This window comes from Neorhizobium sp. NPDC001467, assembly GCF_050275975.1.
In the GTDB taxonomy this organism is placed as follows: domain Bacteria; phylum Pseudomonadota; class Alphaproteobacteria; order Rhizobiales; family Rhizobiaceae; genus Neorhizobium.
Map to the genome: position 1 here is coordinate 654,587 of NZ_JBNNPS010000001.1, position 25,401 is coordinate 679,987.

At 61.0% G+C, this 25,401-nt stretch carries 29 protein-coding genes; 9 read left to right on the top strand and 20 right to left on the bottom strand.

The window, feature by feature from the left end; all coding sequences use genetic code 11:
- Positions 1-87: 87 nt before the first annotated feature.
- From ACQKKX_RS03330 to lgt, 6 genes are all read right to left on the bottom strand, one after another.
- Positions 88-1,020, bottom strand: coding sequence for a ribose-phosphate pyrophosphokinase (locus ACQKKX_RS03330; RefSeq protein ID WP_427568788.1), 933 nt, complete (start codon positions 1,018-1,020; stop codon positions 88-90).
- Positions 1,021-1,175: 155 nt separating this feature from the next.
- A complete protein-coding gene (locus ACQKKX_RS03335; protein WP_427568790.1) occupies positions 1,176-2,039 on the bottom strand; it encodes a hypothetical protein in 864 nt (287 codons plus the stop codon).
- Between the two features lie 110 nt (positions 2,040-2,149).
- Positions 2,150-3,316 (bottom strand): M24 family metallopeptidase, encoded by a 1,167-nt coding sequence (locus ACQKKX_RS03340; protein ID WP_427568792.1) that lies wholly within the window; start codon positions 3,314-3,316, stop codon positions 2,150-2,152.
- 1 nt (position 3,317) lies between these two features.
- Positions 3,318-4,103 (bottom strand): peptidoglycan editing factor PgeF, encoded by a 786-nt coding sequence (pgeF, locus tag ACQKKX_RS03345; RefSeq protein WP_427568793.1) that lies wholly within the window; start codon positions 4,101-4,103, stop codon positions 3,318-3,320.
- 183 nt (positions 4,104-4,286) lie between these two features.
- A complete protein-coding gene (locus ACQKKX_RS03350) occupies positions 4,287-5,390 on the bottom strand; it encodes a class I SAM-dependent methyltransferase (RefSeq protein ID WP_427568795.1) in 1,104 nt (367 codons plus the stop codon).
- Positions 5,391-5,405: 15 nt separating this feature from the next.
- A complete protein-coding gene (gene lgt, locus ACQKKX_RS03355) occupies positions 5,406-6,221 on the bottom strand; it encodes a prolipoprotein diacylglyceryl transferase (protein ID WP_427569339.1) in 816 nt (271 codons plus the stop codon).
- A 269-nt stretch (positions 6,222-6,490) separates the two neighbouring features.
- Between lgt and ACQKKX_RS03360 the strand changes: the two genes are divergently transcribed.
- From ACQKKX_RS03360 to ACQKKX_RS03375, 4 genes are all read left to right on the top strand, one after another.
- Positions 6,491-6,748 carry an accessory factor UbiK family protein gene (locus ACQKKX_RS03360; protein WP_427568797.1) on the top strand — a complete coding sequence of 86 codons (258 nt, stop codon included), beginning with the start codon at positions 6,491-6,493 and terminating at the stop codon, positions 6,746-6,748.
- Between the two features lie 460 nt (positions 6,749-7,208).
- Positions 7,209-7,709, top strand: coding sequence for a YbjN domain-containing protein (locus tag ACQKKX_RS03365; protein WP_427568799.1), 501 nt, complete (start codon positions 7,209-7,211; stop codon positions 7,707-7,709).
- Entirely contained in the window at positions 7,709-8,533 is an 825-nt protein-coding gene (gene proC, locus ACQKKX_RS03370; protein WP_427568801.1) for a pyrroline-5-carboxylate reductase, read from the top strand. The genes ACQKKX_RS03365 and proC overlap by 1 nt, the downstream gene beginning before the upstream one ends.
- A complete protein-coding gene (locus ACQKKX_RS03375) occupies positions 8,530-8,871 on the top strand; it encodes a tRNA-binding protein (protein WP_427568804.1) in 342 nt (113 codons plus the stop codon). Before proC ends, ACQKKX_RS03375 begins: the two co-directional genes overlap by 4 nt.
- Before the next feature lie 25 nt (positions 8,872-8,896).
- Here the strand turns inward: ACQKKX_RS03375 and ACQKKX_RS03380 are convergent, their stop codons facing one another.
- From ACQKKX_RS03380 to ACQKKX_RS03395, 4 genes are all read right to left on the bottom strand, one after another.
- Positions 8,897-9,343: a MarR family winged helix-turn-helix transcriptional regulator gene (locus ACQKKX_RS03380; protein ID WP_427568806.1), complete on the bottom strand. Its 447-nt coding sequence runs from the start codon at positions 9,341-9,343 to the stop codon at positions 8,897-8,899.
- Positions 9,344-9,442: 99 nt separating this feature from the next.
- Positions 9,443-10,822 (bottom strand): ATP-binding protein, encoded by a 1,380-nt coding sequence (locus ACQKKX_RS03385; protein WP_427568808.1) that lies wholly within the window; start codon positions 10,820-10,822, stop codon positions 9,443-9,445.
- 50 nt (positions 10,823-10,872) lie between these two features.
- Positions 10,873-11,571 (bottom strand): response regulator, encoded by a 699-nt coding sequence (locus ACQKKX_RS03390; protein WP_427568810.1) that lies wholly within the window; start codon positions 11,569-11,571, stop codon positions 10,873-10,875.
- 1 nt (position 11,572) lies between these two features.
- On the bottom strand, positions 11,573-12,031 hold the full coding sequence (locus tag ACQKKX_RS03395) for a MarR family winged helix-turn-helix transcriptional regulator (protein WP_427568812.1): 459 nt from the start codon (positions 12,029-12,031) through the stop codon (positions 11,573-11,575).
- Positions 12,032-12,324: 293 nt separating this feature from the next.
- Here ACQKKX_RS03395 and ACQKKX_RS03400 point away from each other — a divergent pair, with 293 nt between their 5' ends.
- Together ACQKKX_RS03400 and ACQKKX_RS03405 are read left to right on the top strand one after the other, a co-directional pair.
- Positions 12,325-12,531, top strand: coding sequence for a hypothetical protein (locus tag ACQKKX_RS03400; protein ID WP_427568814.1), 207 nt, complete (start codon positions 12,325-12,327; stop codon positions 12,529-12,531).
- Positions 12,532-12,601: 70 nt separating this feature from the next.
- Positions 12,602-13,249 carry an MBL fold metallo-hydrolase gene (locus tag ACQKKX_RS03405; RefSeq protein WP_427568816.1) on the top strand — a complete coding sequence of 216 codons (648 nt, stop codon included), beginning with the start codon at positions 12,602-12,604 and terminating at the stop codon, positions 13,247-13,249.
- 90 nt (positions 13,250-13,339) lie between these two features.
- Here ACQKKX_RS03405 and ACQKKX_RS03410 read toward each other — a convergent pair whose 3' ends face one another.
- Positions 13,340-13,555 (bottom strand): cold-shock protein, encoded by a 216-nt coding sequence (locus ACQKKX_RS03410; protein ID WP_003494703.1) that lies wholly within the window; start codon positions 13,553-13,555, stop codon positions 13,340-13,342.
- A 738-nt stretch (positions 13,556-14,293) separates the two neighbouring features.
- Here ACQKKX_RS03410 and ACQKKX_RS03415 point away from each other — a divergent pair.
- Positions 14,294-15,496 carry a pyridoxal phosphate-dependent aminotransferase gene (locus tag ACQKKX_RS03415; protein ID WP_427568819.1) on the top strand — a complete coding sequence of 401 codons (1,203 nt, stop codon included), beginning with the start codon at positions 14,294-14,296 and terminating at the stop codon, positions 15,494-15,496.
- A gap of 130 nt (positions 15,497-15,626) precedes the next feature.
- On the opposite strand, the gene ACQKKX_RS03420 is transcribed toward ACQKKX_RS03415, so the two are convergent.
- Together ACQKKX_RS03420 and ACQKKX_RS03425 are read right to left on the bottom strand one after the other, a co-directional pair.
- Positions 15,627-16,856 carry a PQQ-dependent sugar dehydrogenase gene (locus tag ACQKKX_RS03420; protein WP_427568821.1) on the bottom strand — a complete coding sequence of 410 codons (1,230 nt, stop codon included), beginning with the start codon at positions 16,854-16,856 and terminating at the stop codon, positions 15,627-15,629.
- A 222-nt stretch (positions 16,857-17,078) separates the two neighbouring features.
- Positions 17,079-18,344 carry a calcium:proton antiporter gene (locus ACQKKX_RS03425; RefSeq protein ID WP_427568823.1) on the bottom strand — a complete coding sequence of 422 codons (1,266 nt, stop codon included), beginning with the start codon at positions 18,342-18,344 and terminating at the stop codon, positions 17,079-17,081.
- Positions 18,345-18,563: 219 nt separating this feature from the next.
- Here ACQKKX_RS03425 and ACQKKX_RS03430 point away from each other — a divergent pair, with 219 nt between their 5' ends.
- Positions 18,564-18,830 (top strand): DUF2188 domain-containing protein, encoded by a 267-nt coding sequence (locus tag ACQKKX_RS03430; protein ID WP_427568826.1) that lies wholly within the window; start codon positions 18,564-18,566, stop codon positions 18,828-18,830.
- Positions 18,831-18,906: 76 nt separating this feature from the next.
- Here the strand turns inward: ACQKKX_RS03430 and ACQKKX_RS03435 are convergent, their stop codons facing one another.
- From ACQKKX_RS03435 to trxB, 5 genes are all read right to left on the bottom strand, one after another.
- The gene (locus ACQKKX_RS03435; RefSeq protein ID WP_427568828.1) at positions 18,907-20,031 is read right to left on the bottom strand and encodes an alkene reductase; all 1,125 of its coding nucleotides are present in this window, start codon (positions 20,029-20,031) and stop codon (positions 18,907-18,909) included.
- A gap of 35 nt (positions 20,032-20,066) precedes the next feature.
- Positions 20,067-20,396 (bottom strand): ArsR/SmtB family transcription factor, encoded by a 330-nt coding sequence (locus ACQKKX_RS03440; RefSeq protein ID WP_427568830.1) that lies wholly within the window; start codon positions 20,394-20,396, stop codon positions 20,067-20,069.
- The gene (locus ACQKKX_RS03445) at positions 20,380-20,703 is read right to left on the bottom strand and encodes a hypothetical protein (RefSeq protein WP_427568831.1); all 324 of its coding nucleotides are present in this window, start codon (positions 20,701-20,703) and stop codon (positions 20,380-20,382) included. Before ACQKKX_RS03445 ends, ACQKKX_RS03440 begins: the two co-directional genes overlap by 17 nt.
- 242 nt (positions 20,704-20,945) lie before the next feature.
- The gene (locus ACQKKX_RS03450) at positions 20,946-21,842 is read right to left on the bottom strand and encodes a LysR family transcriptional regulator VtlR (protein ID WP_162700796.1); all 897 of its coding nucleotides are present in this window, start codon (positions 21,840-21,842) and stop codon (positions 20,946-20,948) included.
- A 27-nt stretch (positions 21,843-21,869) separates the two neighbouring features.
- On the bottom strand, positions 21,870-22,844 hold the full coding sequence (gene trxB / locus ACQKKX_RS03455) for a thioredoxin-disulfide reductase (RefSeq protein ID WP_427568833.1): 975 nt from the start codon (positions 22,842-22,844) through the stop codon (positions 21,870-21,872).
- 259 nt (positions 22,845-23,103) lie between these two features.
- Here trxB and ACQKKX_RS03460 point away from each other — a divergent pair, with 259 nt between their 5' ends.
- Positions 23,104-23,571: an Lrp/AsnC family transcriptional regulator gene (locus ACQKKX_RS03460; RefSeq protein WP_427568835.1), complete on the top strand. Its 468-nt coding sequence runs from the start codon at positions 23,104-23,106 to the stop codon at positions 23,569-23,571.
- Between the two features lie 166 nt (positions 23,572-23,737).
- On the opposite strand, the gene ACQKKX_RS03465 is transcribed toward ACQKKX_RS03460, so the two are convergent.
- Both ACQKKX_RS03465 and greA read right to left on the bottom strand, forming a co-directional pair.
- On the bottom strand, positions 23,738-24,823 hold the full coding sequence (locus tag ACQKKX_RS03465) for a glycosyltransferase family 4 protein (protein WP_427568837.1): 1,086 nt from the start codon (positions 24,821-24,823) through the stop codon (positions 23,738-23,740).
- Between the two features lie 31 nt (positions 24,824-24,854).
- On the bottom strand, positions 24,855-25,331 hold the full coding sequence (gene greA, locus ACQKKX_RS03470; protein WP_427568839.1) for a transcription elongation factor GreA: 477 nt from the start codon (positions 25,329-25,331) through the stop codon (positions 24,855-24,857).
- Positions 25,332-25,401: the final 70 nt, after the last annotated feature.

The window sequence follows — 25,401 nt, forward strand, 5'->3', positions numbered from 1 at the left end:
CGCTTCGCCTCAGCGAATTCCAATCAGGATGACAAGCAGAAAAAAAGCCGCCCTTCGGGGCGGCTTTTTTAGGTCTGTCTGCTTTCGTCAGTCGAAAAGGCTTGAGACCGACTCTTCCAGCGCGGTGCGGTTGATCGCCTCGCCAAGCAGGTTGGCGGTCGAGACCACGCGGATGTTCGGTGCCGACTGAACCGCGGTCGTCGGCTGGATCGAGTCGGTGATGACCAGTTCCTTGAGCATGGACGAGGAAATACGCGCGACCGCGCCGCCCGACAGGACGCCGTGGGTGATGTAGGCGGTGACGCTGGTTGCGCCGTTCTTCAGCAGCGCCTCGGCGGCATTGCAAAGCGTGCCGCCGGAATCGACGATATCGTCGATCAGCAGACAGTCCTTGCCGCTGACATCGCCGATGACGTTCATGACTTCCGACTCGCCGGCGCGCTCGCGGCGCTTGTCAACGATGGCGAGCTGGCAGTCGAGACGCTTTGCGAGCGACCGCGCGCGCACCACGCCGCCAACGTCGGGAGAGACGACCATGACGTTCTTCAGGTCATAGTGTTCCTTGACGTCGCGCGCCAGGATCGGCACGGCGTAAAGGTTGTCCGTCGGAATGTCGAAGAAGCCCTGGATCTGGCCCGCATGCAGGTCGAGCGTCAGGACGCGATCGGCGCCGGCCTCGGTGATGAGATTGGCGACGAGTTTGGCCGAGATCGGCGTCCGCGGTCCGGCCTTGCGGTCCTGACGGGCATAACCGAAATACGGAAGAACGGCTGTGATGCGCTTGGCGGACGACCGCTTGAACGCATCGATCATGATCAGCAGTTCCATGAGATGATCGTTGGTCGGAAACGACGTCGACTGAATGACGAACACGTCTTCGCCACGAACGTTTTCCTGAATTTCTACGAAAATTTCCTGGTCCGCGAACCGTCTGACGCTGGCTTTTCCTACAGGAACATTGAGATAGTTGCAGATCGCATCGGCGAGATGCCGGTTCGAATTTCCTGCGAAAACCTTCATTTCGGTCCGCCTATTGTGTGCTGGATGGGGGCCTTTTACCGCCGCCGTTTCTGAATGCAAGTCCGATTGGACAATGCCCCTACTTTTTTATGAAGACCAGATGACGCAGGCGGTGTTTTCGCATCACTCGGTCGGCGATGCCGGCGCGCCGGCGCTCAGCCCGGCTGGGCCTGTCGCCATTCCATATAAGCATCGATGGTTTCGCCCGCGATCGCTTCCATCGTGGCCGCGGGAACCGACGACCATGGGTCGTCGCCGTCGCCGTCTTGCCTGTGCTGGCCCTGAATGCGGTTGAGCCGGTTGCCGGTCGCATCGAGAATATCCCAGACATAGACCACGGTAATGCCGTCGCCATCCGCGAAGGCCGACAGGTAACCCTTGAGGATGTGCTGCGCGGCGGTGTCGCTGGAAGGTTTTATGGTAAGGCCCGCAGCCCGTGCCCGCATGCCGAGCGCCCTCGAAAGTGGCGTCACGGCCTGAACCGGGCCGCCTATAATGGGCAGGAAACGGATGGTTTCCGTATCGCCGGTTTGCTGCGGACTTGCCGGCAGGCGGGCAAGCGATCCGGCTGCCGAGACGGCGGGCGTTTCGCTCTTCGACGATCTCTGCAGCGCCGAGGCGGTGCCGGGCAGAGGAGGGAGCGGTGCGGAGGCGACCGGCGACGCGTTGCCGGCCTCGATGGCGCGTGCCTGCGCCTCCAGCGAATTCTGCGGACCGCGGCGATTTCTCAAGGGGGGATCGGGAAATCGCTCGTCCAAGCCGAGACTGCCCGGCTGGCGCCTAATCTGGGGGTGGGCCGATGCCATGCGTTCCGTTTCGGCCTGGGTTACCGGGTTCGAGGGCTTGAGACCACCGCCGACGTCGACCTGAGGTGTCAGTGCATCCGTAGTGTTGCAGGCGCACAAGACAAACGCCAGCGCGAGGAGAACGGCGAGCTTGACGCGGTGGGTCATGGCGGTGGGCGATATCCGCAACGGCATGCTGCGGGCAAGTCCGCGCATCGCACCGGCTTGCCGCATGTGTCCCGTCTCCTTTACCGCCTGTCCGACGGTAAATTTACGTGCACGGTCGCGGGCCGTCAATGCAGGCGGCGAGTTTGAGGCGGGATGGTGCAGCGACCGCCTTGCCGTTACGCCGGAAAGGCCGGCAGCGCGATCAGGTCGAGCGGATGCCGCGAAAGGGGGCGCGGCGCCTCGTCCGTTGTCAGGTAGGTGTGGCCGAGGCTCATGGCCGCGCCACTGTCTGAATCCATGATGATCATGTGCACGAACAGCGTCATGCCGGGCAGGATTTCCTGCTGATTGCCTTGATAGAACATCTGTTGCTCCATCCAGGACGGCGCGAACCGAGCGCCGAGCGAATAGCCGCAGGCGTTAAGACGATGCCGCGCCAATCCGCGCTCGTCCATGATGCGGGCATGGGTGTCGAAGACATCGCCGAACGTGTGGCCGGGACGAAGGACGTCCTCGATGGCAAGAATGGTTTCGCGGCACGCGGTGTACAATTCGCGGTGCCGCGCGCTCGGTTCGCCGATCAGGACGGTACGCATCATCGCGGCATGATAATGCGCGCTGACGCCGGCCCATTCCAGCGTCAGTTGGTCGGAGGCGGACAGCGTCCGGCGGCCGGCCTTGTAGCGGCACAGGAGCGCATCCTCGCCGGAGCCGATGATGAACTCGTTGGCAGGGTAATCGCCGCCGCCGGCGAAAATGGCACCCTGCATGGCGGCCAGGATATCCGCTTCGCTGCCGCTTGCCCTGATCAGCGGCAGTGCCGCGTCAAGCGCATCGTCGGCAAGCGCTGCAGCTCTCTCCACCTGGGCGATTTCAGCGTCGCTCTTGATCAGTCTCAGATCACTCACCAGCGTCGAGGCATCGATCAGTTGGGCGAAGGAATTGAGCTGGTTGTCGAGGAGGCGAGCGACCCGTCCCGTCATGCCATGGGTGTCGTATTCAACGCCAATGCGGGTGCCCAGCAGATCGAGCTCGCTCAGCAGGTTCTTCAGATCCAGGGTAGGGTCGGCATTGGCGCGATCGACCCATATGACGATCTTTTCGATCGTGGACGTGTGCCGGGCCTGTCGCAGGTCGGCCGATCGGGTGATCAGCGACATTGTGCCGTCCGCCTTCACCACCAGACACTGGAAGAAACAGTAGCCGAACGTGTCGTAGCCGGTCAGCCAATACATGCTCTCCTGCGCGAAAAGCAGCATGGCGTCCAGCTTGTCGGCGCGCATCTTTTCCGTCAGGCGGGCAAGGCGAGCATCATATTCCGATCGTTCGAAATGGAGGGCCATGTCAGTTTTCCCCTTCCAGAATGGCAATAGCCGAGATCTGGCGACCATAATCGGCTTCCTTTGCATGCGTGGTGCGGCGATAGGAGTAGAACCGCTCCGGATCCGGATAGGTGTCCAGATCGAGTTTTTCCGCCCGTATCCCTGCCGCCTTCAACCGCCTGAGGGTAAGGGAAGGCAGGTCGAACAGTGCGTGATCCGGCCTTGCCGACGGCGTGAAGAATTCTTCATAGGCCGGGTCGAAACCGAGAAAACGCTCCACGAATTCGGGGCCGACTTCATAGCTTCGGCCAGCTATCGATGGTCCCAGACAGGCGCAGATATTGCTGCGCTCGGCGCCAAGCGCGATCATTGCCGCAATCGTATTCTCGGCAACGCCGCCAAGCGCGCCTTTCCAGCCGGCATGGGCAGCGCCGATGACGCCGGCCTTTTCATCGGCAAACAGGATCGGGCCGCAATCCGCGGCCAGCACGCCCAGAACGATCCCCGGCACGCGCGTCACCATCGCATCGGCCGGCGGTCTTTCGGCAACCGTATCGGCGCTGACGACGACGACATCCGCCGAGTGGACCTGATGGACGGTAGCCAGGCTTTCCGGCGCAGCGTCGAACCAGGCGGCAACCCGACGGCGATTTTCGAGAACGTCTTCGCGTCGGTCGCTCGAGCCGAGCCCGACATTGAGGCTGGCATAGATGCCATCGGACACGCCACCCTGACGGGTGAAGAAGCCGTGACGGATGCGTCCGCGCGCCTGTTCGCTCAGCAGCGGGCTTTCAATCGGCGTCGGCAAGTTTTCCTGCATCGGCTGGATGGTCTCATGTTGAATGACGGGGAGGGATGGCGGTCACCGCGCATGCGGGTGCGACCCGTGCCGGCTGGTTGCTTCGATCTGGCGGATGTTTGCCCAGCCCGACGTCGTCTGTCAATCTCGTCAGGATTGCGTCCCGGTGCGGCCTCGCCCTTCGAACGACGATCAGACGATCTTGCGAAAGGGTGCCAGCTGGACCGTCGGGCTGGAAATGGCCAGCACCTTGAATAGCTCACCCATCTTGCCGGCGCCTTCGCCTGCAAGACGATCGACCGCTGCGGCGATCAGCTTCTGCTGGTCGAACGGCTTGTCCTTGGCGAGCGATGCAGCGCGTTCGGCAATGCCGAGACCGTAGAGAAAGTCGCCCTGACGCAGGCATCCGTTGATCTGTACGCCAACGGCGCGCGCTACCTTGGCCAGATCCTCGAAATCGACATGGCTGGTCAGATCGGCTTCGCCGGGATGCGCCAAAGGGTCATCGAACTGGTGACGCAGGACAGCCTGGAGCGTGTCGCCATAGCCGGTGACCATGCTGCCATAATCGATGATCGCGGCCGTTCCGCCATGTTGGCGCAGACGCTCCGCCAGGGCCTGCATCACCGCCTGACGGGCCGGCGCCAGCTCGAAGACAGTGCCGTCCGGTTCGCGACCGGGCGGTGCCGGCAACAGCGCCGGGTCGATGCCGGCGACGCCGATTGCGAAGGCAAGCTCGTCATTGGCGTCGAGGGTGACGAGACGTTCGCGAAACCCGGTCGGGGTCTTGACGAACTGGCGCACCGGGATGGCGTCGAACAGTTCGTTGGCGACGAGAAGCGTGAAGCCTTCCGGAACCTCATCGAATTCGCCGAACCAGCTGACCTTGGCGGAATAGGATTCAAGCGTGATGCGCTGCACGCCGCGCAGCCGTTCGCTGGTCTCGACGAGATGGACCTGCGCTGCCTCGAACAGTGCCGGCGCCAGCTTGGAGATCACCCTCAGCATGTCGAGCATCAGAGTGCCGCGGCCGGGGCCGATTTCGACGAGCCGGATATTGTCCATCGGGGTGCCATGGCGCTGCCAGGCGTGAACAACGAAAATGCCGAGCATTTCTCCGTAGAGCTGGCTGATCTCCGGCGCGGTAATGAAATCGCCGGTGCGGCCGAACGGCTCGCGGCTCATGTAATAGCCATGCTCGGGATCGGCGAGGCAGATGGCGAAATAGTCCGTGATGCTGAGCGGACCGTTACGACGGATGATGTTCTTGATCTTGTCGGAAAGCGGCGTGGTCATGTGTGGCCCTGTCGTTCACGTGGCGCGAGCCGCCGCCAGGCGGGCGCGTGCAATGGACCAGATGCCGAGCGCAATCATCGGCAAGGACAAGAGCATGCCCATGGTCAGCCAGCCGAAGGCAAGGTAACCGAGTTGCGCATCCGGCTCGCGAAAAAACTCCACGAAAATACGCGAGAGCCCATAACCGATCACGAACAGCCCGGTGACGGTGCCCGGCGTTTTCAGTGCCTTGAAGACATAGACCGCGATCGCAAGCAGGATCAGCAGGACGATGCCTTCGAGACCCGCTTCATAGAGCTGGCTCGGATGGCGAGAGAAGGGGCCCCCGGTCGGAAAGACGACTGCCCAGGGCGCGTCGCTGATGCGGCCCCACAATTCGCCATTGATGAAGTTGGCAATACGTCCAAAGAGCAGGCCGATCGGAACCACGGTGGCGATCGTATCGAACAGGCTCCAGACCGACAGGGAATGGCGGCGGGCGAAGAAGATCATGGCAATGGTCGTGCCGGTCAGTCCGCCATGGAAGGACATGCCGCCCTTGGTGATGGCAAAGGCACGTAGCGGATCGGCGGAAACGGCCGCGAAATCGTAGAACAGCACATAGCCGATACGGCCACCCAGCACGACGCCGGCCGCCGCCCAGAGCAGAAAGTCGTCGAGTTGCTGCTTGGTCATCGGTGGCGTGTCGTGACGCCACAGGCCCGGCGATGCCATCAGTCTGCGCGCATAAAGCCAGCCGAGAAGGATGCCGGCCACATAGGCAAGCCCATACCAGTGCACCGACAGCGGCCCGATCGAGAAGATGACCGGATCAATGTTCGGAAACGGCATGATGGCGAGGAGGCTGGACGCTGATACCAAAATTCTACGCTCTCCCGGCGGGATAGATACTTAAAAAACGCCTAAAACAGGCTTTTGCGGACCATGGCGCTTGGGAAAAAGCCGGTCAAGACGAATCTCTGGATTGTCGTGCGTCATCCTCAACGATCTTCGGAATCGCCACCTGTGGCGCCAAATCTGCTTGCAAGCGGCGACCGCAGCCCCTACCTGATTTCCACAGATCAATGGCCCTTGTGCGGCCCATCAAGACGGAGACCAGAATGTCCACCGGAACGAACCGCATCTTTGACGAATTCGCGCGGCTGATGACGGATGCCGCCGGCACGGCCCAAAGCTTGCGCAAGGAAGTTGAAACGGCATTCCAGGCGCAGGCCGAACGCTTTCTCAACAGCATGGACGTGGTCAAGCGCGATGAGTTCGAAGTCGTGCGGGAAATGGCCATCAAGGCGCGCGACGAAAACGACCTTTTGAAGGCACGGATCGAGGCGCTCGAGGCCAAGCTCTCCGACAAGCCTTGATTAGCCGGGCGCTGGACCGGTCTTCTTCCAGCCACATTTTTCTTTTGATAATGCGCTGACCGGGGAGCCGGTCGGCAATCTTGGGGTTGGCAGCCCCGATTTGTTGTGCATCGCCCGCCTGTTGGTAAACGGTCAGTTAAAAAATCCGCACCCTGTGGACACTGCCGAAAAAGCCAATCGCCAGAGTCGCTTATCACGCGCGCTCAATGCAGATCCGAGCGCCGTTTGTGAGTCGTCCCCGCAAAATCTGGGAGCGGGGGCTGGAGTTGCGACTCCGGGCCTATACACTGATTTTACAAGATGATTCGAGATGAACACAGCAAGCTTCGCACATGTTGCGGCGCCTAGGCTGAGTGTGTCGGCGATCATTCCAGAGTGTGTATCCGGTTTGTTGTGTTGCGTTTTTGGTGTGTTCGCACGTGCATTGCGCAAGTTCCAACCCCGGTCGAAAAGGTGCCGTATGAACGTCATGGGAATGGAAATCGAACGACAATCGAACCCGGTCGATATGATCGAGTTCGTCGCTGCCTCCAATGACTGGACGTTCGAGCGTTCGGGCGAGGACGAGATCGCCATGACGGTTGCCGGGCATTGGACCGATTACCACGTGTCGTTCTCATGGATGGAAGAATTCGAGGCGCTGCATCTCGCCTGCGCTTTCGATCTCAAAGTGCCCGAACAGCGGGTGAACGAGATTTTCCGGCTGCTTTCGCACGTCAATGGTCAGACCCTGATGGGGCATTTCGATCTCTGGCGGCAGGAAGATGTGATCATCTTCCGTCAGTCCCTGCTTCTGGCAGGCGGAGCCGAGCCGACCAACCAGCAGGTCGAGGTGCTGCTTTCGAGCGCGCTCGAGGCCTGCGAGAATTACTATCAGGCGTTCCAGTTCGTCGTATGGTCCGGCATGGAAGCCAAGGCCGCCATGGAATGCGTCCTGTTCGAAACGGTCGGGGAAGCCTGATGACGGAGGGCGCAGCGTTACCGGTCGTTCTCGTCGGCGCCGGCAATATGGGAGGCGCAATGCTTTCCGGCTGGCTCGACGGTGACAGGGACGGCTCGTCCATCGTCGTGATCGATCCTTCGCCATCGGCCGCGATCACAGCGAAGCTCGCGGAAAAAGGTGCATCTTCCTATCCGTCCGCTCCCGAGGGCATGGTCGCCGGCATCCTGTTCCTGGCCGTCAAGCCACAGATGATGGAGACGGTGCTGCCGGCCATCGCACGTCTTGTCGGGCCGCAGACCGCCGTTGTTTCCGTCGCTGCCGGCACCACGCTTGCCGTCCTTTCCAGACATCTCGGGGACGTCGCCATGGTGCGTGCGATGCCGAACACGCCGGCGATGATCGGTCGCGGCATAACCGGGGCCTATGCCAATGCTGCCGTCACCGAGGCGCAACGCCGACAGGTGAACGACCTGCTGGCGGTCAGCGGCCCCGTCGAATGGCTTGCAAGCGAAGCCGATATCGATGCCGTGACGGCCGTATCCGGCAGTGGTCCGGCCTATGTCTTCCATCTGGTCGAATGCATGGCGGAGGCGGGTCGGAAGCTTGGCCTGCCGGCGGATCTTGCAATGCGGCTGGCCCGCGAAACCGTATCGGGGGCCGGCGAATTGATGCGCCGGTCGAGCGACGACGCCGCGCAGTTGCGCAAGAACGTCACCTCGCCCGGTGGCACGACGGCGGCGGCGCTTGCCGTGCTGATGGCGGATAACGGGCTGCAGCCGCTGTTCGATGCGGCGCTCGAGGCGGCTCGCACGCGGGCGCAGGAATTGGGTCAAAGATCATGAGCAACGAAATCACCTATGCCGATTTCGACAAGGTCGACATTCGCGTCGGTACGATCATTGAGGCGGCCCTGTTTCCGGAAGCCCGCAAGCCGGCCTACAAGCTCAGGATTGATTTCGGCGCGGAGATAGGCATCAAGCGTTCGTCGGCGCAGATTACGGTGCATTACACGCCCGAGATGCTGATCGGCCGACAAGTGATGGCGGTCGTGAATTTTCCGCCGCGCCAGATCGGCCCGGTGCGCTCGGAAGTGCTGACGCTCGGCTTCGAGGATGAAACCGGGGCCATCGTCCTCGCCGCGCCGGAGCGCGCGGTGCCGAATGGCCGCAAGATCATGTAGCCAAGCCGCCGCAACGGTTCAGCAATCAGGCCTGATCAGGCTCAGGCAATTCACCTGCCGAGCAGATGTTGCGCATCACTCGCGATGCCACTTCCAGTTCCTCGTCGGAAACGCCCGAAAGTACCTCCTCGCGCACCTGGCGGGCAACTTCTTCTACATTGGCAAGGACCGATTGCGCAGCGTCGGTCAGGACGATCGTCTTGACGCGGCGATCTTCCGGATGTTCGCGCCGCTCGATGAAGCCGCTGGCCTGCAGCGCGTCAAGAAGCCTGACGACCGACGAACTGTCGAGAAACAGCGCCTCCGCGAGATCCTTCTGGCGCATCGGCCCGTCCGCCCGCGAAAGCTGCAGGAGCGGTAGCCAGGTCGCATCCGTCAGGCCGAAGGGGCGAAGACGAAGGTCCAGCGTGCGACGCCATTGACGTCCCGCCTGGGCAAGCAGATTTCCGAAATTGTCACGAACATTCGACATGCGGGCTCTATCTCGTTTCCTATTAAACTATTGCTATTGCATATAATGCGGGTCCTGTCATCTCTCGGCCCGCCGCGGTTCAAGTTTGAAGAATCGTGATCATGCCGGAACACGGACGATGGCGCGCAGCCCTCCCGTCGGGCTTTCTCCAAGGGTCACGTTGCCGCCATGGGCGCGGGCCACGTCGCGGGCAATGGCAAGGCCGAGACCGGTTCCGGACGCGTTGAGATTGCGGGCCTCGTCCAGCCGGTAGAACGGTTTGAACACTTCTTCTCGCGCGTTTTCCGGAATGCCCGGCCCGTCGTCGTCGAAAACCAGCATCAGCCATTTTGCGCTGTGGCGTGCCTCGACATGCAGCGAATTGGCGTAGCGCCGGGCATTGGAAGCAAGGTTGTCTACCAGGCGCAGGAAGGCGTTCGGCCGCACCGATAATTCGTCCTCGCCATCGATCGAATAGGTCATCGACTTGCCATGCAGGGCAAAGTCGGCGCTGATTTTTTCCATTAGGTCGGAGAGCTTGAGGACGCCGATATCCTCTTCCGCTTCGTTGCGGGCAAAGGCGAGATAGCCTTCCAGCATGGTCTGCATATCGTCGGCATCAGTGCTCATGCCCTGCAGTTCGGGATTGTCGCCGGCCAGCGCCAGTTGCAGCTTGAACCGGGTGAGAATGGTGCGCAGGTCGTGGCTGATACCGCTCAGCATGGTCGTGCGCTGTTCCATCTGGCGCTCGATACGTTCGCGCATCAGGACGAAGGCAAGGCCGGCGCGCCGGATTTCATCGGCTCCCCGGGGGGTGAACGGCGCATCGCTGCGCTGGCCCTTGCCGAACTTCTCGGCGGCATCGGCAAGCGCAAGTATCGGCCGGATCTGGCCGCGCAGGAACAGGACGGAAATGCCCAGCAGAACCAGCGAGGTGCCGAACATCCACACGAGAAAGATATGGGTGTTGGAAGCATAGGTCTGGTTGCGGCGGGCAAAGGCACGCAGGACGCGGTCGTCGATCTTGATGCGAATTTCGACGAGACCGCTATCGCCGACCGTGTCGATCCAGAAGGGCAGGCCGACATTGGTGTTGAGCTGGTTGGCAAGAACGTCGTCGAGCAGCGAAAAGAACGGCTTTGGTCGCGGCGGTGGCAATTGCGCATTCGGCTCGATCAGGATGTTGAGATCGAGCTGCTGTTCAGCAATGCGGGTAATCTCGCTGTAATTGCCATCCTGCGGATAGGTGCGAATGACATCGATGATGGCGGCGATATCGCGGGTCACGGCCTGTGACAAGCGGTCGGTGACCATGCGCCAATGGCGTTCCATGAAGACGGCGGCGACCACGGTCTGCAACAGGAGCACGGGGATGATGACGATCAGCATGGTGCGCGCATAAAGCCCGGTCGGCATGCGCCGCTTCAGCCAACGGCCAAACAGCGAGCCGGGCATGCGCATTCCGCCGGTGGTTCGCCTGAAGCTGTCGAATATCGCCATGCTGCTCTTCCGGTTACGATGGGCCCGCTGTCTCGGTTTGGCGGCGAAGGTCAGTCGATGCTGAGGCGGTAGCCGATGCCGCGGACGGTTTGAAGATAGGTCGGGTTTGCCGGATCCTCCTCGATCTTCCGGCGCAGCCGGTTGATCTGCACGTCAATCGTGCGTTCGCCGACATCGGCATCGTCGCCGATCAGTTCGTGCCTTGGAATGGTGTCGCCGGCGCGAAGCGCGAACAGAAGCATGATTTCCTGTTCGCGGTCGGTCAGCCGAATGTTTTCAGCGGCCCGGCGCAACTCGCGGCGCGCGATCGAGAAGGTGAAGGGTCCGAAGATGATCTGGTCGATCTTGGGCGTGTCGGGCGATGTGCTACGACGAAGAATGTTGTTGACCCTCAGAACCAGTTCGCGCGGGTCGAAGGGTTTTGGCAGGTAGTCGTCGGCGCCGGCCTCCAGACCGGCAATACGCGATTCCGACTCCGCGCGGGCGGTAAGCAGAATGATCGGGATGGACCGCTTTTCCCGCATGGCCTGGGTCAGCGAAATTCCGCTCTCTCCCGGCATCATCACGTCGAGAATGATAAGATCGAAATTCAGACCTTCCAGCTTGCGGCGCGCCTCGGCGGCATCGGCGGCCACGGTGATACGGAACCCCTGTTCCGTCAGGTAGCGGCTCAAGAGGTCGCGGATGCGGGTATCGTCGTCGACGACCAGGAGATGGGCGGCATCGTCCGACAGCGGGATTTTCGTCATGTCACTCGCCTTTGATCTGTGGCCCGTCATCGGGCTGACGCATGCGCTGGAGAAATTGGAGGACGCCGTCGCGTGCTTCGGGCGAGAGCGGCTCCATCGCCCGCGCGATACGCCGCGATTGCGGCTCGGAAAGGGCAAGCGCCAGTTCGCGGCCGGCCAGTGTCGGATAAAGCCGACGTTCGCGTCGATCCTTTGCACCTGCCATCTGACGAATGTAGCCTTCGTCTATCAATTGCTTGAGCACCCGCGCCAGGCTCTGCTTGGTGATCTTCAACGTGTCAAGAAGATCGCCGACCATCATGCCGGGTTGGCGGCAGACGAAATAAACGACACGGTGGTGGGCGCGTCCCATGCCCAGTGTATCGAGAATTGCATCCGGATCGGAGATGAAATCGCGATAGGCGAAGAAAAACAGTTCGATACATTCGAAGTCGATCGCCGCTTCATCGACAGCCGGCATTGGCGGCCGCGTTTTGCTTGCTGTCTTTCCGGTCGTTGCGCGTATCACGCCGCCTCCATTCACCGGGTGTCCCGATGGCAATCCCCGCCTTACGGCATGGTTTCTGGATATCGCCCGTGGCTGTCCTGTCAAGACCGCCACGTAGCTGGGGACCGATGATGCGGCTAATGGCCGTATTCCCAATGCCTGGATAATGGGCCTAGAGCGCGCCGCAATTGTTGCAGGCTGCAACAGTTCGTTTGGGAACTTTCGCTTGCCGGTCACGTTTCCCGCACCAGACAAAGGAGCCCAAAATGCCGACCGCGATGCCTAGCCAGACACTCGATGCAGCACATTATGACGCAACGCCGGTCAACGCTCTGCGACCGGTCTTGCTGACGGTGCTGTCGGTAAAATGTGCCGTCGCCGCGCTGCTGTTGTTTTCAGTTTCCATGGCGCCTCCTCTGTCAGAAGAAAGCCGTTATCTCACCACTGATGCGCAGGTCGCCGCTGTCAACTGACTTTAAGGGCTGACCTGCGCCCAAATTTGCCGCTATACCGTGCCAACGTGATGACAAAGGGCGGCAGAGCATGGGTAAACTTCAGGCCGGCATCTTGCCGGTGACACCTTTCCAGCAAAATTGCACGATCTTCTTCGATGCCGACAGCCGGGACGGCGTGGTGGTAGATCCGGGCGGCGATATCGACACGATCATCGAGACCGTTAAGCAGAACGGCATCACCGTCAAGGAAATCTGGATCACCCATGGTCATCTCGACCATGCCGGCGGTGCTGACGAATTGCGTGAGCGGTTGGGCGTACCGGTTATCGGTCCACATGTCGATGACAAGCCTCTTCTGGAGAGCCTTGAAAGCCAGGGCCAGAAGTTCGGCGTTTCGGCCCCATTGCGCAATCTCGTGCCGGACCGCTATCTCTCGGAGGGCGAGACCGTGTCCTTCGGCGAGCATGTCTTCGAAGTCCTGCATTGCCCGGGCCATGCGCCCGGCCATGTCATCTTCTTCAATCGCCGTGAAAATTTCGCGCATCTGGGCGACGTTCTGTTCAAGGGGTCTATCGGTCGCACCGACTTGCCAGGTGGAGACCATGAACAGCTGCTGGCCTCGATCCGCGACAAGGTCCTGCCGCTGGGCGACGATGTCGGTTTCCTGTGCGGGCACGGCCCCGGCGGCCGGATCGGCGAGGAACGGCGGTCCAACCCCTATCTTGTCGGCCTGTAATCGACAGACCGGTGCCGACGGGGTTAGAGCGGCTACAAAAAAACCCGGCATCGCTGCCGGGCTTCAACTCGAATAGAAAGCCGATTGGGCTCAGCCGGCAATCTGCAGATTGACGGCCTTCGGGCCCTTGCCGCGACGATCCGGTTCCGTGTCGAAGCTTACTTTCTGGTTTTCAGAAAGACCGGACAGGCCAGAAGCCTGGACGGCAGAGATGTGTACAAAGATGTCGGCGCCGCCATTATCTGGCTTGATGAAGCCGAAGCCCTTGTCCGTGTTGAAGAATTTTACAGTGCCAGTTTCGGCCATGCATCAGGTCCTTTTTCCTCTGTCCGTGTTCAGCGGGCGGACAGCATTACGATGTTTACCCCGAAGGGCAGCGGCAGGCAGTTCGAAATTTGAGGAAAGGGGCCCCGTATTACCGCGGCAGGCCGGTCGAAAGATCACCAAAAATCAGTCCCCCAGTCTTCCGCCCGGAGTTGTTTGCGCCTCCGGATCGCATTGATTATTAGGTCTTCCCGTGCTCGCAAATTGCCCGAACGGACGCAGATTGCTGTGTTTGTTGGAAATTGGCAAGAAAAAGTTTTCTAACACTCGTTGAAACGACTCACAGGCCTGACGCGCGGAAAGCCTTGACAGGCAAGGCCTTAACGCCTGCTTCGCAAAAACGCGGACGGATTTTGGTCAGTAGCGGTAAGAATATCTAAATCAGTGTCGGAATTTGGCACAGAATCTCGCGGATGCCGGGGGTTGGGTGCTTATCCTCATGCTTCAGGCTGGCCTTATAGTCGTGACGGGTCATGCAATTTCCGCGAGCAGTCTTTGCGAGGGAAGGCGAAGGCCTCCGTGACCGGAGAGCGGCTTTCCGCCTGTGCGCGGCTGCGATGCCGTCACGGCGAGCACGGTAGCCAATCACCGCAAGAGCCGCTTGTCTGAAAGAACCGCCAGGCACCGCTTTATACTTGAATAAGGGCGGCACATTCGACATAGAACCAGATGGCAAAAATTCAGACTGTTCCCCTCTCGAACCCTTAGGATGACCTTATCATGGCCTTTCTTGCTGATGCCCTTTCCCGCGTAAAGCCCTCGGCTACCATCGCCGTTTCGCAGAAAGCGCGCGATCTCAAAGCAAAAGGCCGCGACGTGATCGGCCTGGGTGCCGGCGAGCCGGATTTCGATACGCCAGACAATGTCAAGCAGGCGGCAATCGATGCCATCAACCGCGGCGAGACGAAGTATACGCCGGTTGCCGGCATTCCGCAGCTGCGTGAGGCGATCGCTGCCAAGTTCAAGCGCGAGAACGGTCTCGACTACACCGCTGCCCAGACGATCGTCGGCACGGGCGGAAAACAGATTCTCTTCAATGCCTTCATGGCCACCCTTAACCCGGGCGATGAAGTGGTGATCCCTGCGCCTTACTGGGTGTCCTACCCGGAAATGGTGGCGATCTGCGGCGGCAGGCCGGTGTCGATCTCGACAAGCCAGGAGAACAATTTCAAGCTGACGGCCGCCGAACTCGAAAGCGCCATCACGCCGAAGACGAAATGGTTCGTGTTCAACTCGCCGTCCAACCCGACCGGCGCAGCCTATAGCCATGACGAACTGAAGGCACTGACGGATGTGTTGCTGAAGCATCCGCATGTGTGGATCCTGACGGACGACATGTACGAGCACCTGACTTTTGGCGACTTCAAGTTCGTCACCCCGGTCGAGGTCGAGCCGAAACTCTATGACCGTACGCTCACCATGAACGGTGTGTCGAAAGCCTATGCGATGACAGGCTGGCGGATCGGCTACGCTGCCGGGCCGATCGAGCTGATCAAGGCGATGGACATGATCCAGGGCCAGCAGACATCCGGCGCTTCTTCGATCGCCCAGTGGGCCGCTGTGGAAGCCCTGAACGGCCCGCAGGATTTCGTTGCCAAGAACAAGGCGATCTTCGAAGGCCGCCGCGATCTCGTCGTGTCCATGCTCAACCAGGCAAACGGCATTGTCTGCCCGAAGCCGGAAGGGGCGTTCTACGTCTATCCGTCCTGTGCCGGTTTGATCGGAAAGACCGCGCCGTCGGGCAAGATCATCGAAACGGACGAGGATTTCGTCACCGAACTTCTGGAAACCGAAGGCGTGGCGGTCGTCCACGGTTCGGCTTTCGGCCTCGGTCCGAATTTCCGCATTTCCTACGCGACGTCGGAGGAGCTTCTCGAGGAAGCCTGCACGCGCATCCAGCGCTTTTGCGCTGCCTGCCGCTGAGCGCTCTGCACGGCTAACGAAACGGAAATGGTCCGCTGGAAACGGCGGGCCATTTTCTATTTGCAATCCCGGTTACGGATTTTGCTGTCCGGCAGGCGGTTCAATGTCAAGCTTGCCCGCGGGAGAGACGTCAGGCCTTGGTCAGCCTGACGATGGTGGAGCTGCCGCCGCGGCTTTCGGTGACGGCGTAGACGGCGCCATCCGGCCCGACCTTGACGTCGCGAACGCGGGCATCGAGCGAGACGCGTTCCTCATGCGCGACCTTGTCGCCATCCATATGTAAGATGACGACCCCTTGCGAGACGAGACCGCCGACGAGGAAGGCGCCTTTCCATTCGGGAATAGCGTCACCGTCGTAAAAGGCCATGCCGGACGGTGCGATGACCGGGTCCCAGTAATAGACCGGCTGTTCGGTCTGCGCCTTGGCGGTAATGCCGTCGCCGACCGGGCTACCGCTATATTCGACGCCGTAGGTCACTTCGGGCCAGCCGTAATTCTTTCCCGCTTGCGGACGGTTCAGTTCGTCGCCGCCCTTGGGGCCGTGTTCGACCGTCCACAGCCGTCCCTGGCCGTCGAGCGTCGCGGCCTGAAGGTTGCGATGGCCGAGGCTCCAGATCTCCGGGCGCGCGTCCTGCGTCGATACGAACGGATTGTCTGCCGGAGCCTTCCCCGCAGGATCGATGCGGAAAACCTTGCCGAGGCCGCTGGACAGGTCCTGCGCCTGCACGCGTGGCTCAGGGTCGGAGCGTTCGCCGACCGTGACATAGAGATGGCCTTCCGGGGAGAAGACGAGGCGCGAACCGAAGTGCTTGTTTCCGTCATAGCTCGGCATCTGCTGGAAGATGACGGCGACGTCTTCGAGCCTGCCGCCGCCGGCCTCATCAGCCACGAGTTTCGCGGTTGCGACGGACGTGCCGTTGCCGTCTTCGCGCTCTTCCGAGAAGGAGAAATAGATCCGGCCCGAATCCTGGTAATCGGGAGCGAGCGCGACATCGAGCAGACCGCCCTGGCCGGCGGAGAGAACATCCGGAACGCCTTCGATCTCGGGACCAGCCTTGCCGTCCTTCGAAACGATGTGCATGGCGCCCTGTTTGGCGGTCACCAACATTCGGCCATCGGGAAGAAATTCCATGGACCACAGATGCGGAAGGTCCTCGGCTACCGTCTCGGTCGCAATCTTCGGCATGGCATTCGGCTGCGGGGCGCGCGTCTGGTTGGCGAAGGCGGGCTTCTGCTCAGGCGCGTTTGCGGCTTTCGTTTCCGCGGGGCGGGGGCCGGCGCTGGTCTGGGCCAGAACGGGGCCGGCGAGGACGGTGGTGGCGAGCATGGTACCGGTAAGCAGGCGGATCAGGCGCGTCATGAGGAAATCCTTCTCGTCGCAGTGGCGCCGACATGACACGACATGCCGGCAGGATACGCGCTCTATCTAGAGCGCCACCGCGCGAGAGCCGCACACGCCGTGTTCAACATTACTTTATCATCCGCGCCGCCCTGGCCCGGGGACCTGACGCGACGCTCGAAAGGCTTGCGCAAACGATCCCGCTTCCGCCGGCAAGTGGCGGAAGCAACTGGCTTTTCGCCCTCAGAGCCCAAGCACCGTCAGCATGATGAACGTGGCAAACAGCACGAAATGCGTCATGCCCTCGATTGCATTGGTCTCGCCATCGTTGAGATTGATGGCGGCGACGACCAGGGTGATGACGACCATCACCGTCTGCACCGGCGTCATTGCCATGATGAAGGGCTGGCCGGTATAAAGGGCGATCGCTTCCATCACCGGCACGGTCAGGATGACGGTAGACAGCGAGGCGCCCATGGCGATGTTGATGACATTCTGCATCCGGTTCCTGAGCGCCGCACGCAGGGCGGTCAGGATTTCCGGCGCAGCAGAGATCAGGGCAACGACGACCGCCATGAGAGCGGGCGGCGCAGCTGTTCCTTCCAAGCCTGAATCAAGGAATGCGGCCATGAATTCGGCGAGAAAGCCGATGACCACGACGCCGACAAGGATGACGCCGATGGAAACCGCAGCACTCGTGTCGTCGCTGTCCGCGGCGCTGTCCTGGACGGTATGCGCTACTTCACCCCCCGTGACCCCCGGCTGGTCGCCAGACGCGCGAACAGCGGTGTCGACGGAGTGCGGGGCAGCGTTGATGGCGGCGAGAGGGCTGGAAACGGAAAGAGGGACCGCAGCCGCATTAGTGACGGCACCGACGGGCTGGGCGCCGCGGGATGTCTGGCGCGGCTTCGTGTAGCTGTAGCTGAAGAAGTAGCTGTGCGGGCCGACCTGCATCTTCAGGAAGAGCGCATAGAGCGCCACCATCGCGACGATCGTGAAACCGGAATAGTAGTGCCAGCGGTCGTCGGGAACGAATTCCGGCACGATCATAGATATGCCCATGGCGGTAAGAATCATCACGCCATAGGTCTTTCCCGAATTGTCGTTATAGGGCTGTTCGCCGTGGCGCAGGCCGCCGAGCAAGGCGGCGAGCCCGAGAATGCCGTTGATGTCCAGCATGACGGCCGAATAAATCGTGTCGCGCACGAGGGTCGGCGAGCTGCTGCTGCCGAGCATGATGGCAAGGATCATCACCTCGACGGCGACTGCCGAGAGGGTGAGGATCATCGTGCCATAGGGATCGCCGACCTTGTGGGCAAGGATTTCGGCATGATGGGCGACACGGGTCGATGCCAGAACGATGACGGCAATCAGGACGGCTGCGGCGAACAACGACACTATATGCCCGGCGCCGAGCAGGCTGTGTTCGACGAAGATGCAGGCGATGGCCACAAGTGCCGCCAGGATCAGCGATTTCTCTTCTTTCAGCAGCAGCGCTAGGTCCGTCATGAGTTCCATCGATGCGATTGTTCAGGAGCCGGCATGTAACGCCGAAGCCGCAACCATCAAGCCCAGTTTTGCGCGGCGCCACTATTGGTGCCATAGTTGCAGCAGCGGGTGGGAACTTCGGGCCTTCTCGACGCTTCTCTCCTGCATGCGAATGCCGGCGCGGTCCCATCGGATCATGCCGGCGGCGTGACAAGACTGCCCAGATCAAGGAGGGAAAGCATGACCAAGGTTGTCTATCAGATCGTCGAACACGACGGAGGCTGGGCCTACCGCCTGGACGGCGTTTATTCCGAGACGTTTTCGACCCATCAGGACGCGCTTGCAGCAGCGCGGATCGTGGCGGCGGAACAGCAGGTAGGCGGCGAGCCGGAAGAGATCAGCTGGCAGGATTCCAAGGGTGTATGGCACACCGAATACAGCGATGGCGGTGATCGGCCGGAAGCCGAAGTCGTGGACGAAAATGACGACGCGGCGCGGCGCGCCTGAGCCGCCGTGGTCCTGAGGACATTGCAAACGGATCAGGCCCGCCGCTGGCGGGCCCTCATGCTTCGATCAGGCGGTATCAGGCCGGTACAGCTTCCAGGGACGGATAGTCGGTATAGCCCTTGGCACCGCCACCGTAGAAGGTTTCGACTTCCGGTTTGTTGAGCGGCGCGCCGGTCTCGAGGCGTTCGACCAGATCGGGATTGGCGATGAAGGTCCGACCAAAGGCGACGACATCAGCATAGCCGCTTTCAACCGCCGCCTTGGCGCTTTCGGCGTCATAACCGTTGTTGACCATCCAGGCGCCGGTTCCGCCGGCTGCGCGATATGCCGACTTCATGGCGTGGTAGTCGAAGGCTTCGTTGCCCTGCTTGAAATCGCGCGGACCGCCGGTTGCCCCCTCGATGACGTGGATGAAGGCAAGATGGCGCTTGCCAAGTTCGCCGGCGACGTAATCGAACAGCGGTTGCGGCTCTTCCTCGACAATGTTGTTGGCCGGCGTGACCGGCGACAGACGCAGGCCGGTCCGGCCGCCGCCGATTTCTGCAGCAACGGCATCAACGATTTCGAGAAGAAGGCGGGCTCGGTTTTCGATCGATCCGCCATACGCATCGCTGCGCTGATTGGCGCCGCGCTTCAAGAACTGGTCGATCAGATAGCCATTGGCGCCGTGAATCTCGACGCCGTCGAAGCCGGCCGCGATAGCGGCGCGGGCGCCCTTGCGGAAGTCTTCGACGATGCCGGGGATTTCGGACAGTTCCAACGCGCGCGGTGCGGACGTTTCGACAAACGCGCCGCTGCCGTCCGGGTTGACGACATAAGTCTTGCCATTGGCGGGAAGGGCGGATGGGGCGACGGGCGCATCACCGTTCGGCTGCAGCGACGTGTGGGATACCCGGCCGACGTGCCAGATCTGCGCCACGATCTTGCCGCCGCGCTGGTGAACAGCCTCCGTCACCTTCTTCCAGCCTTCGATGGCCTGGGGCAGGTACAGACCCGGCACGTCGGCATAGCCCTGGCCCTGCTGCGTGACCGGCGTACCTTCGGTGATGATCAGGCCTGCGCTGGCGCGTTGTTCGTAATAAACCACATTGAGATCATTGGGCACGGCCTGGGGCGAACGGTTGCGGGTAAGCGGCGCCATCGCCACGCGGTTCTGGACGGCGATATCGCCAATTGTTGTCGGGTCGAACAGGCTGGTCATGAAGGCTCCTTTTGCTTCACAGGAATGGTCGGGTTTCAGAGGGTCTTGCGCAGGTCTTCGATGAAGGCTGTGATCCTGTCCTCGTTGCGATGGTAGAAGGACCACTGGCCAACACGCCTGAGCGTGATGAGGCCGGCTTTTTCGAGAACCGAGAGATGTTGGGAAACGGTGGACTGCGACAGGCCGCAGCATTTTTCGAACTGGCCGGCGCAAATCCCCACTTCGAGCGGATGCGCCTGGCTCGCGAAGTGGTTTTCCGGTGCGCGCATCCATTCCAGAAATTCGACGCGTTTCGGATGCGAAAGCGCCTTGAGGATTTCCGCCCTTTCGTCAGGGTCGAATGGATGTTTATGCATATCGGTCATGGACGATATATAAATCGGCGCGATCCGATTTAAAGACGTAGGCGCGGACGTTTCCCATGTCGAAGGCAAAAAAAAGGGCCAGCGGATATCCGTGGCCCGTAGGTGTGAAGGTTTTCAAACCTCCAGAGGGGAACAGCCGGCAAGACGACGAGGGGTTCGTCAATACGGCCGGCTGATCACGGACATGGGGTTTCGGCCCATGGCTGACAAGAGGGCCATCGGTCTGCGACGGTATTTTTGTTGGCGTGAAAAACACGGTGCGGCAACCCGGGGCAAGGGCAGAAGAGCGGGCAAAAAAAAGGGCCACCGGATTGCTCCAGGGCCCTATAGGTATGAAGGTCAAAAACCTCCAGAGGGGAACAGCTGCTGCGGTGGAACTGGGAGGAAAGCCACCATGTGCATCAGCTGTGTGCGATATGGGCGTTTTTTGTGCAGCCCGCAACGCTTTATTGTGCAATCCAGCTATGTTCCCGGCGCAGCCCTGACGTCACGAGCCTGTCACATTCTGCACGGGTTGCTGCGAGAAGCTCAGCCTGAGGGGGGCCGTGGTTAGAAATTCCAGTTGCGGGCCTTGGCGACGATAAAGTCCCGGAAAACCTTGAGTTTTGCGGCGTTCTTGATTTCGTCGGGATAACAGAAATAGGTATCGAAGGAGGGAATGTCGGCGTTGATAGCCAACTGGATCAGGCCCGGATCCCGCCCGACGATATAGTCTGGCAAGACGGCAATGCCGATGCCGAGAAGGCAGGCGCGTTTGATAGACGTCTGGCTGTTGATCTGCAGATGCGGGGTGCGGGGATTATCGGATGAGCGGCCTGCATCTTCGAGCCAGTTCACGTCCAGCAGGTAATTCGGTGCCGGCAGGCCGAAACTGATGATTCGGTGATTGTCGAGGTCCTCGACCGTCTGTGGCTCTCCGAATCGATTGATGTAGGACGGTGCCGCATAGACGTGCATGTGCACGGTGAAGAGCTTGCGCTGGATAAGGTCGGACTGCTGCGGCTGGCGCAGGCGGATGGCGCAGTCCGCATGGCGCATGTTGACGTCGACTTCTTCGTTGTCGAGGATCAGCTGAATCGACATTTCCGGATACAGTTGCAGGAATTCCTGCACCTTGTCCGTCAGCCAGCCCTGGCCGAGACCAACCGTCGTGGTGACGCGCAGCTTCCCGGACGGTTTGTCCGTCGTCTCGGTCAGCTGCATCTTCACCGTTTCGAGCTTCAGGAGCACGTCATGGGCGGTGCGATACAGCAATTCGCCCTGTTCGGTGAGAATCAGGCCGCGGGCATGACGATGGAACAGTTTGACGCCGACATCCTGTTCCAGCGCGCTGACCTGACGGCTGATTGCCGACTGGGACAGATGCAGCTTGTCCGCCGCATGGGTGAAGGACCCAGCCTCCGCCGCCGCGTGAAAAATGCGCAATTTGTCCCAGTCCAGAGGCACCACCATGCGATGTCCTTCTCGTCGTCGTTATTCGGCGGCTTCTGCAATCGGCAGGATGCCGGCAAGGAAACGTTCCGCCTCGAGGGCAGCCATGCAGCCCATTCCCGCCGCCGTGATGGCCTGCCGGAACGTGTCGTCGGTGACGTCGCCGGCGGCAAAAATGCCGGGCACGTCGGTCGCGGTCGAATCCGGCGCAGTCCAAAGATAACCGTTGGACTTCACTTTCAGCTTGCCCTTGAACAACTCCACGGCCGGCGCGTGGCCGATCGCCACGAAAACACCGTCGATCGTGCTGTCACTGATCGCTCCGGTGCGGGTGTCGCGCAGACGCACGCCTGACACCGAAGGCGGCATGGGCGGCTTGGCCGGCGTGCCGGTAATTTCGGCGATCTCGGTGTTCCACAAGATCTTGACGTTCTCGCGCTGGAACAGGCGTTCCTGCAGAATTTTTTCCGACCGGAAGCTGTCGCGGCGGTGCACGACCGTGACCGTCCTGGCAATGTTGGAGAGGTAGAGGGCTTCCTCTACGGCGGAATTTCCGCCGCCGACAACGATCACGTCCTTGTTGCGGTAGAAGAAACCGTCGCAGGTGGCGCAGGCGGAAACGCCAAAGCCCTGGAAAACCTGCTCGCTCTCGATGCCGAGCCACTTTGCCTTGGCGCCGGTGGCGATGATGAGCGTGTCGGCGGTCCAGACCTGGCCACTATCCGTCTTCACCGTGAAGGGGCGACGTGTGGTTTCAACTTCAACGACGAGGTCGTTGACGATTTCGGCGCCCACATGCCGTGCCTGACCGAGCATCTGGTCCATCAGCCACGGACCCTGGATCGGGTCGGCAAAGCCCGGATAATTCTCGACGTCGGTGGTGATCATCAACTGGCCGCCCTGTTCCATCCCGGCGATCAGCACGGGCTTCAGCATAGCGCGCGCGGCATAGATCGCCGCCGTATATCCGGCAGGGCCGGAGCCGATGATGAGAACCTGAGTGTGGCGGGCAGACATGGGACGATCCTTATACACTGTCGCGGCGCAGGGCCTGGAATGTTTGAAAGCTCGACCTCTATATGGTGACGCCTCGGCATTCCACCGCCGACGAACCTTCATTTATGATTGTTCCATGCGGAGATTCAAGGGCAGCCATGCATTTCCAACAGGTCTTCGCGCGGCTGTGCAACAAACCATCGTCCTGATGGAAGATTGTTGCGGAAGACGGCGATTGCTGTAGAGGATGCTTGCGTGAGCAAGACAGAAAGGCAAAGCCGTGATCCGCGTCGAACTGGACAGCATTGATCTGAAAATTCTGCGCGAATTGCAGGCGGATGGTCGCATGACCAATGTCGAACTTGCCGACCGGGTCGGTATTTCCGCTCCACCCTGTCTGCGGCGGGTGCGCAAGCTGGAAGAGAGCGGCATTATCGAAGGCTATCATGCCATGCTCAACGGACCGAAGCTCGGCTTCGATCTCGTGGCGTTCTGCATCGTCGGACTGAAGCACCAATCGGAAGCCAACCTCAAATCCTTTGCCGCTGCGACAGGCGAATGGCCGACGGTGCGGCAAGCGTGGATGGTCTCCGGCGACAGCGACTTCCTGCTCCATTGCGTTTCGGAAAATCTGACCAAATTCCAGGACTTCGTGATTGAGGTTCTGACCGCGAACGAGCATGTGGACACTGTCCGGACGATGCTGACGATCCGTGAAGTCAAGAAGATGGGACTGATCGAGATGTGAGGCGCCACTGGTCTGCGCATGCCGAGACATGCCAGGCCATCGCTTCGAGCCGCTCGAACGTCAGGCCAAGTCGTTGCCGCTGGCTTTTCTCAAACGCCGTGCGCCGGGATGCGGATGCGAAATTGATGACAATGACGCGCATGCGCGGATCTTGTCCGGAAGCTTCTCAGACGCTGGTCGTGAGACAATGACCGCCAGCCAGACGGGTGTAGATGGCGTTCAATTTCGCAGCCTCTTCCTCGATGCTGAACTGTTCGGCAGCCCGCGCAAGCGCGCAGGCGGCGGCCGAGACCCGACGCGGTTCGTCATCCATGAAGCCCGCGGTCGCGATCGTCATGGCGTCGAGATCGTCGCGCGGCACAATGCTGCCGGTTTCGTGTTGGCCGGTCTCGACGAGTTCAGAAAAGGCGCCGACATCGGTGGCCACCACCGGCACGGCGGTCGCCATCGCTTCCAGAGGGGTCAGTCCGAACCCTTCCCAGCGCTGCGGTGCGACGAAAAGATCAAGCGCTCTATACCAGTCGGCGATATTGGTGTGCTCGCCCACGAACAGGATCCGATCGGAAAGCCCGGCTGCGGCGACGCGGGCCTTGAGATCGTTTTCGAAACTCACATGCGGCGCGGTCGCACGACCGGCAACGATGGCCGTCCAGTCAGGGCGCTGCGGCAAAAGACGGATCATGCTGTCGACAAACAGGTCCGTGCCTTTCTGGTGACGCACCCTGCCGAAACAGCCGACAATCTTCTTTGCGCTATCCAGCTTGCAGGCGCGCTTGGCTGCGGCTCTATCGGCCGGCGGTGAGAAACGTACCGTGTCTATGCCGTGCAGCACGACCGTGCTGGGCACGTGGAGATAGGCCGCCGTGCGCGCGCTGGTGGCCACCACGGCATCCATTTTCGAAATCAGCCAGCGCGTCCAACGGGTGTGCGCTCGCTGCGAAGCGGACGTGAAGACGACGCGGATCTTCATCCGAAGCACATCGCGCATGACGATGGCCGGCAGCATTTCGAGATTGCGGCGGGCATGCCAGACGCGCACCTGCCCGTCCGCAGGCGCTGCCCATAGCTGCGCGAGGTCCCTAAACCGTATAAAGGGGAGGGTGCTGGGCAGGCCAGGCCCCAGCGACGCAACATGCTGACCCTGCCGGTTCTGGACCGGCAGAAGCTGGATGATGGTCGATGTCACGCCCGAGAGACGGCGTTTGAAATTCGGCGCAATCACCTGCACCTTGCGAATGTCGGCAAGCGGCACGTCGGGCTCCGGCAGGAAGGCGTGGGGCTGTTCAGCCCCAGGTAACGGCGATGATTTCGTAGGCCTTGGAGCCGCCGGGAGCGACAACCTCGATCGAATCGCCCGCTTCCTTGCCGATCATCGCACGAGCGATCGGAGAGGAAATGGAAATGCGGCCCTGTTTCACATCGGCTTCCTGATCGCCGACAATCTGATAAGTCTTCTCCTCGTCGGTGTCCTCATCGACGAGCTTGACCGTGGCGCCGAACTTGATGGTCGAGCCGGACATTTTCGACAGATCGATGACCTCGGCGCGCGCCGTCAGGTCCTCAAGTTCCGTCACCCGGCCTTCGTTGTGGCTCTGTGCTTCCTTGGCTGCATGATATTCGGCATTTTCCGAAAGATCGCCATGCGCGCGCGCTTCAGCGATGGCCTCGATGATGCGCGGACGTTCTTCCTGCTGGCGCCAACGCAGCTCCTCCTGAAGCTTCAGGAACCCGTTCGACGTCATCGGTACTTTTTCCACCATTTCCTCGTCCTCGACCCTGTATCCGCCACGCGCGGACACAAAAAGAAAGAGGTCCCGGAGCAAAACTCCG

What these genes read in the sequence shown, in the direction of transcription:
- ACQKKX_RS03330 (WP_427568788.1), bottom strand. Translation starts at nt 1,020, where the DNA reads ATGAAGGTTTTCGCAGGAAATTCGAACCGGCATCTCGCCGATGCGATC.
- ACQKKX_RS03335 (WP_427568790.1), bottom strand. Translation starts at nt 2,039, where the DNA reads ATGCGGCAAGCCGGTGCGATGCGCGGACTTGCCCGCAGCATGCCGTTG.
- ACQKKX_RS03340 (WP_427568792.1), bottom strand. Translation starts at nt 3,316, where the DNA reads ATGGCCCTCCATTTCGAACGATCGGAATATGATGCTCGCCTTGCCCGC.
- ACQKKX_RS03350 (WP_427568795.1), bottom strand. Translation starts at nt 5,390, where the DNA reads ATGACCACGCCGCTTTCCGACAAGATCAAGAACATCATCCGTCGTAAC.
- lgt (WP_427569339.1), bottom strand. Translation starts at nt 6,221, where the DNA reads ATGCCGTTTCCGAACATTGATCCGGTCATCTTCTCGATCGGGCCGCTG.
- ACQKKX_RS03360 (WP_427568797.1), top strand. Translation starts at nt 6,491, where the DNA reads ATGTCCACCGGAACGAACCGCATCTTTGACGAATTCGCGCGGCTGATG.
- ACQKKX_RS03365 (WP_427568799.1), top strand. Translation starts at nt 7,209, where the DNA reads ATGAACGTCATGGGAATGGAAATCGAACGACAATCGAACCCGGTCGAT.
- proC (WP_427568801.1), top strand. Translation starts at nt 7,709, where the DNA reads ATGACGGAGGGCGCAGCGTTACCGGTCGTTCTCGTCGGCGCCGGCAAT.
- ACQKKX_RS03375 (WP_427568804.1), top strand. Translation starts at nt 8,530, where the DNA reads ATGAGCAACGAAATCACCTATGCCGATTTCGACAAGGTCGACATTCGC.
- ACQKKX_RS03380 (WP_427568806.1), bottom strand. Translation starts at nt 9,343, where the DNA reads ATGTCGAATGTTCGTGACAATTTCGGAAATCTGCTTGCCCAGGCGGGA.
- ACQKKX_RS03385 (WP_427568808.1), bottom strand. Translation starts at nt 10,822, where the DNA reads ATGGCGATATTCGACAGCTTCAGGCGAACCACCGGCGGAATGCGCATG.
- ACQKKX_RS03390 (WP_427568810.1), bottom strand. Translation starts at nt 11,571, where the DNA reads ATGACGAAAATCCCGCTGTCGGACGATGCCGCCCATCTCCTGGTCGTC.
- ACQKKX_RS03395 (WP_427568812.1), bottom strand. Translation starts at nt 12,031, where the DNA reads ATGCCGGCTGTCGATGAAGCGGCGATCGACTTCGAATGTATCGAACTG.
- ACQKKX_RS03400 (WP_427568814.1), top strand. Translation starts at nt 12,325, where the DNA reads ATGCCGACCGCGATGCCTAGCCAGACACTCGATGCAGCACATTATGAC.
- ACQKKX_RS03405 (WP_427568816.1), top strand. Translation starts at nt 12,602, where the DNA reads ATGGGTAAACTTCAGGCCGGCATCTTGCCGGTGACACCTTTCCAGCAA.
- ACQKKX_RS03410 (WP_003494703.1), bottom strand. Translation starts at nt 13,555, where the DNA reads ATGGCCGAAACTGGCACTGTAAAATTCTTCAACACGGACAAGGGCTTC.
- ACQKKX_RS03415 (WP_427568819.1), top strand. Translation starts at nt 14,294, where the DNA reads ATGGCCTTTCTTGCTGATGCCCTTTCCCGCGTAAAGCCCTCGGCTACC.
- ACQKKX_RS03420 (WP_427568821.1), bottom strand. Translation starts at nt 16,856, where the DNA reads ATGACGCGCCTGATCCGCCTGCTTACCGGTACCATGCTCGCCACCACC.
- ACQKKX_RS03425 (WP_427568823.1), bottom strand. Translation starts at nt 18,344, where the DNA reads ATGACGGACCTAGCGCTGCTGCTGAAAGAAGAGAAATCGCTGATCCTG.
- ACQKKX_RS03430 (WP_427568826.1), top strand. Translation starts at nt 18,564, where the DNA reads ATGACCAAGGTTGTCTATCAGATCGTCGAACACGACGGAGGCTGGGCC.
- ACQKKX_RS03435 (WP_427568828.1), bottom strand. Translation starts at nt 20,031, where the DNA reads ATGACCAGCCTGTTCGACCCGACAACAATTGGCGATATCGCCGTCCAG.
- ACQKKX_RS03440 (WP_427568830.1), bottom strand. Translation starts at nt 20,396, where the DNA reads ATGACCGATATGCATAAACATCCATTCGACCCTGACGAAAGGGCGGAA.
- trxB (WP_427568833.1), bottom strand. Translation starts at nt 22,844, where the DNA reads ATGTCTGCCCGCCACACTCAGGTTCTCATCATCGGCTCCGGCCCTGCC.
- greA (WP_427568839.1), bottom strand. Translation starts at nt 25,331, where the DNA reads ATGGTGGAAAAAGTACCGATGACGTCGAACGGGTTCCTGAAGCTTCAG.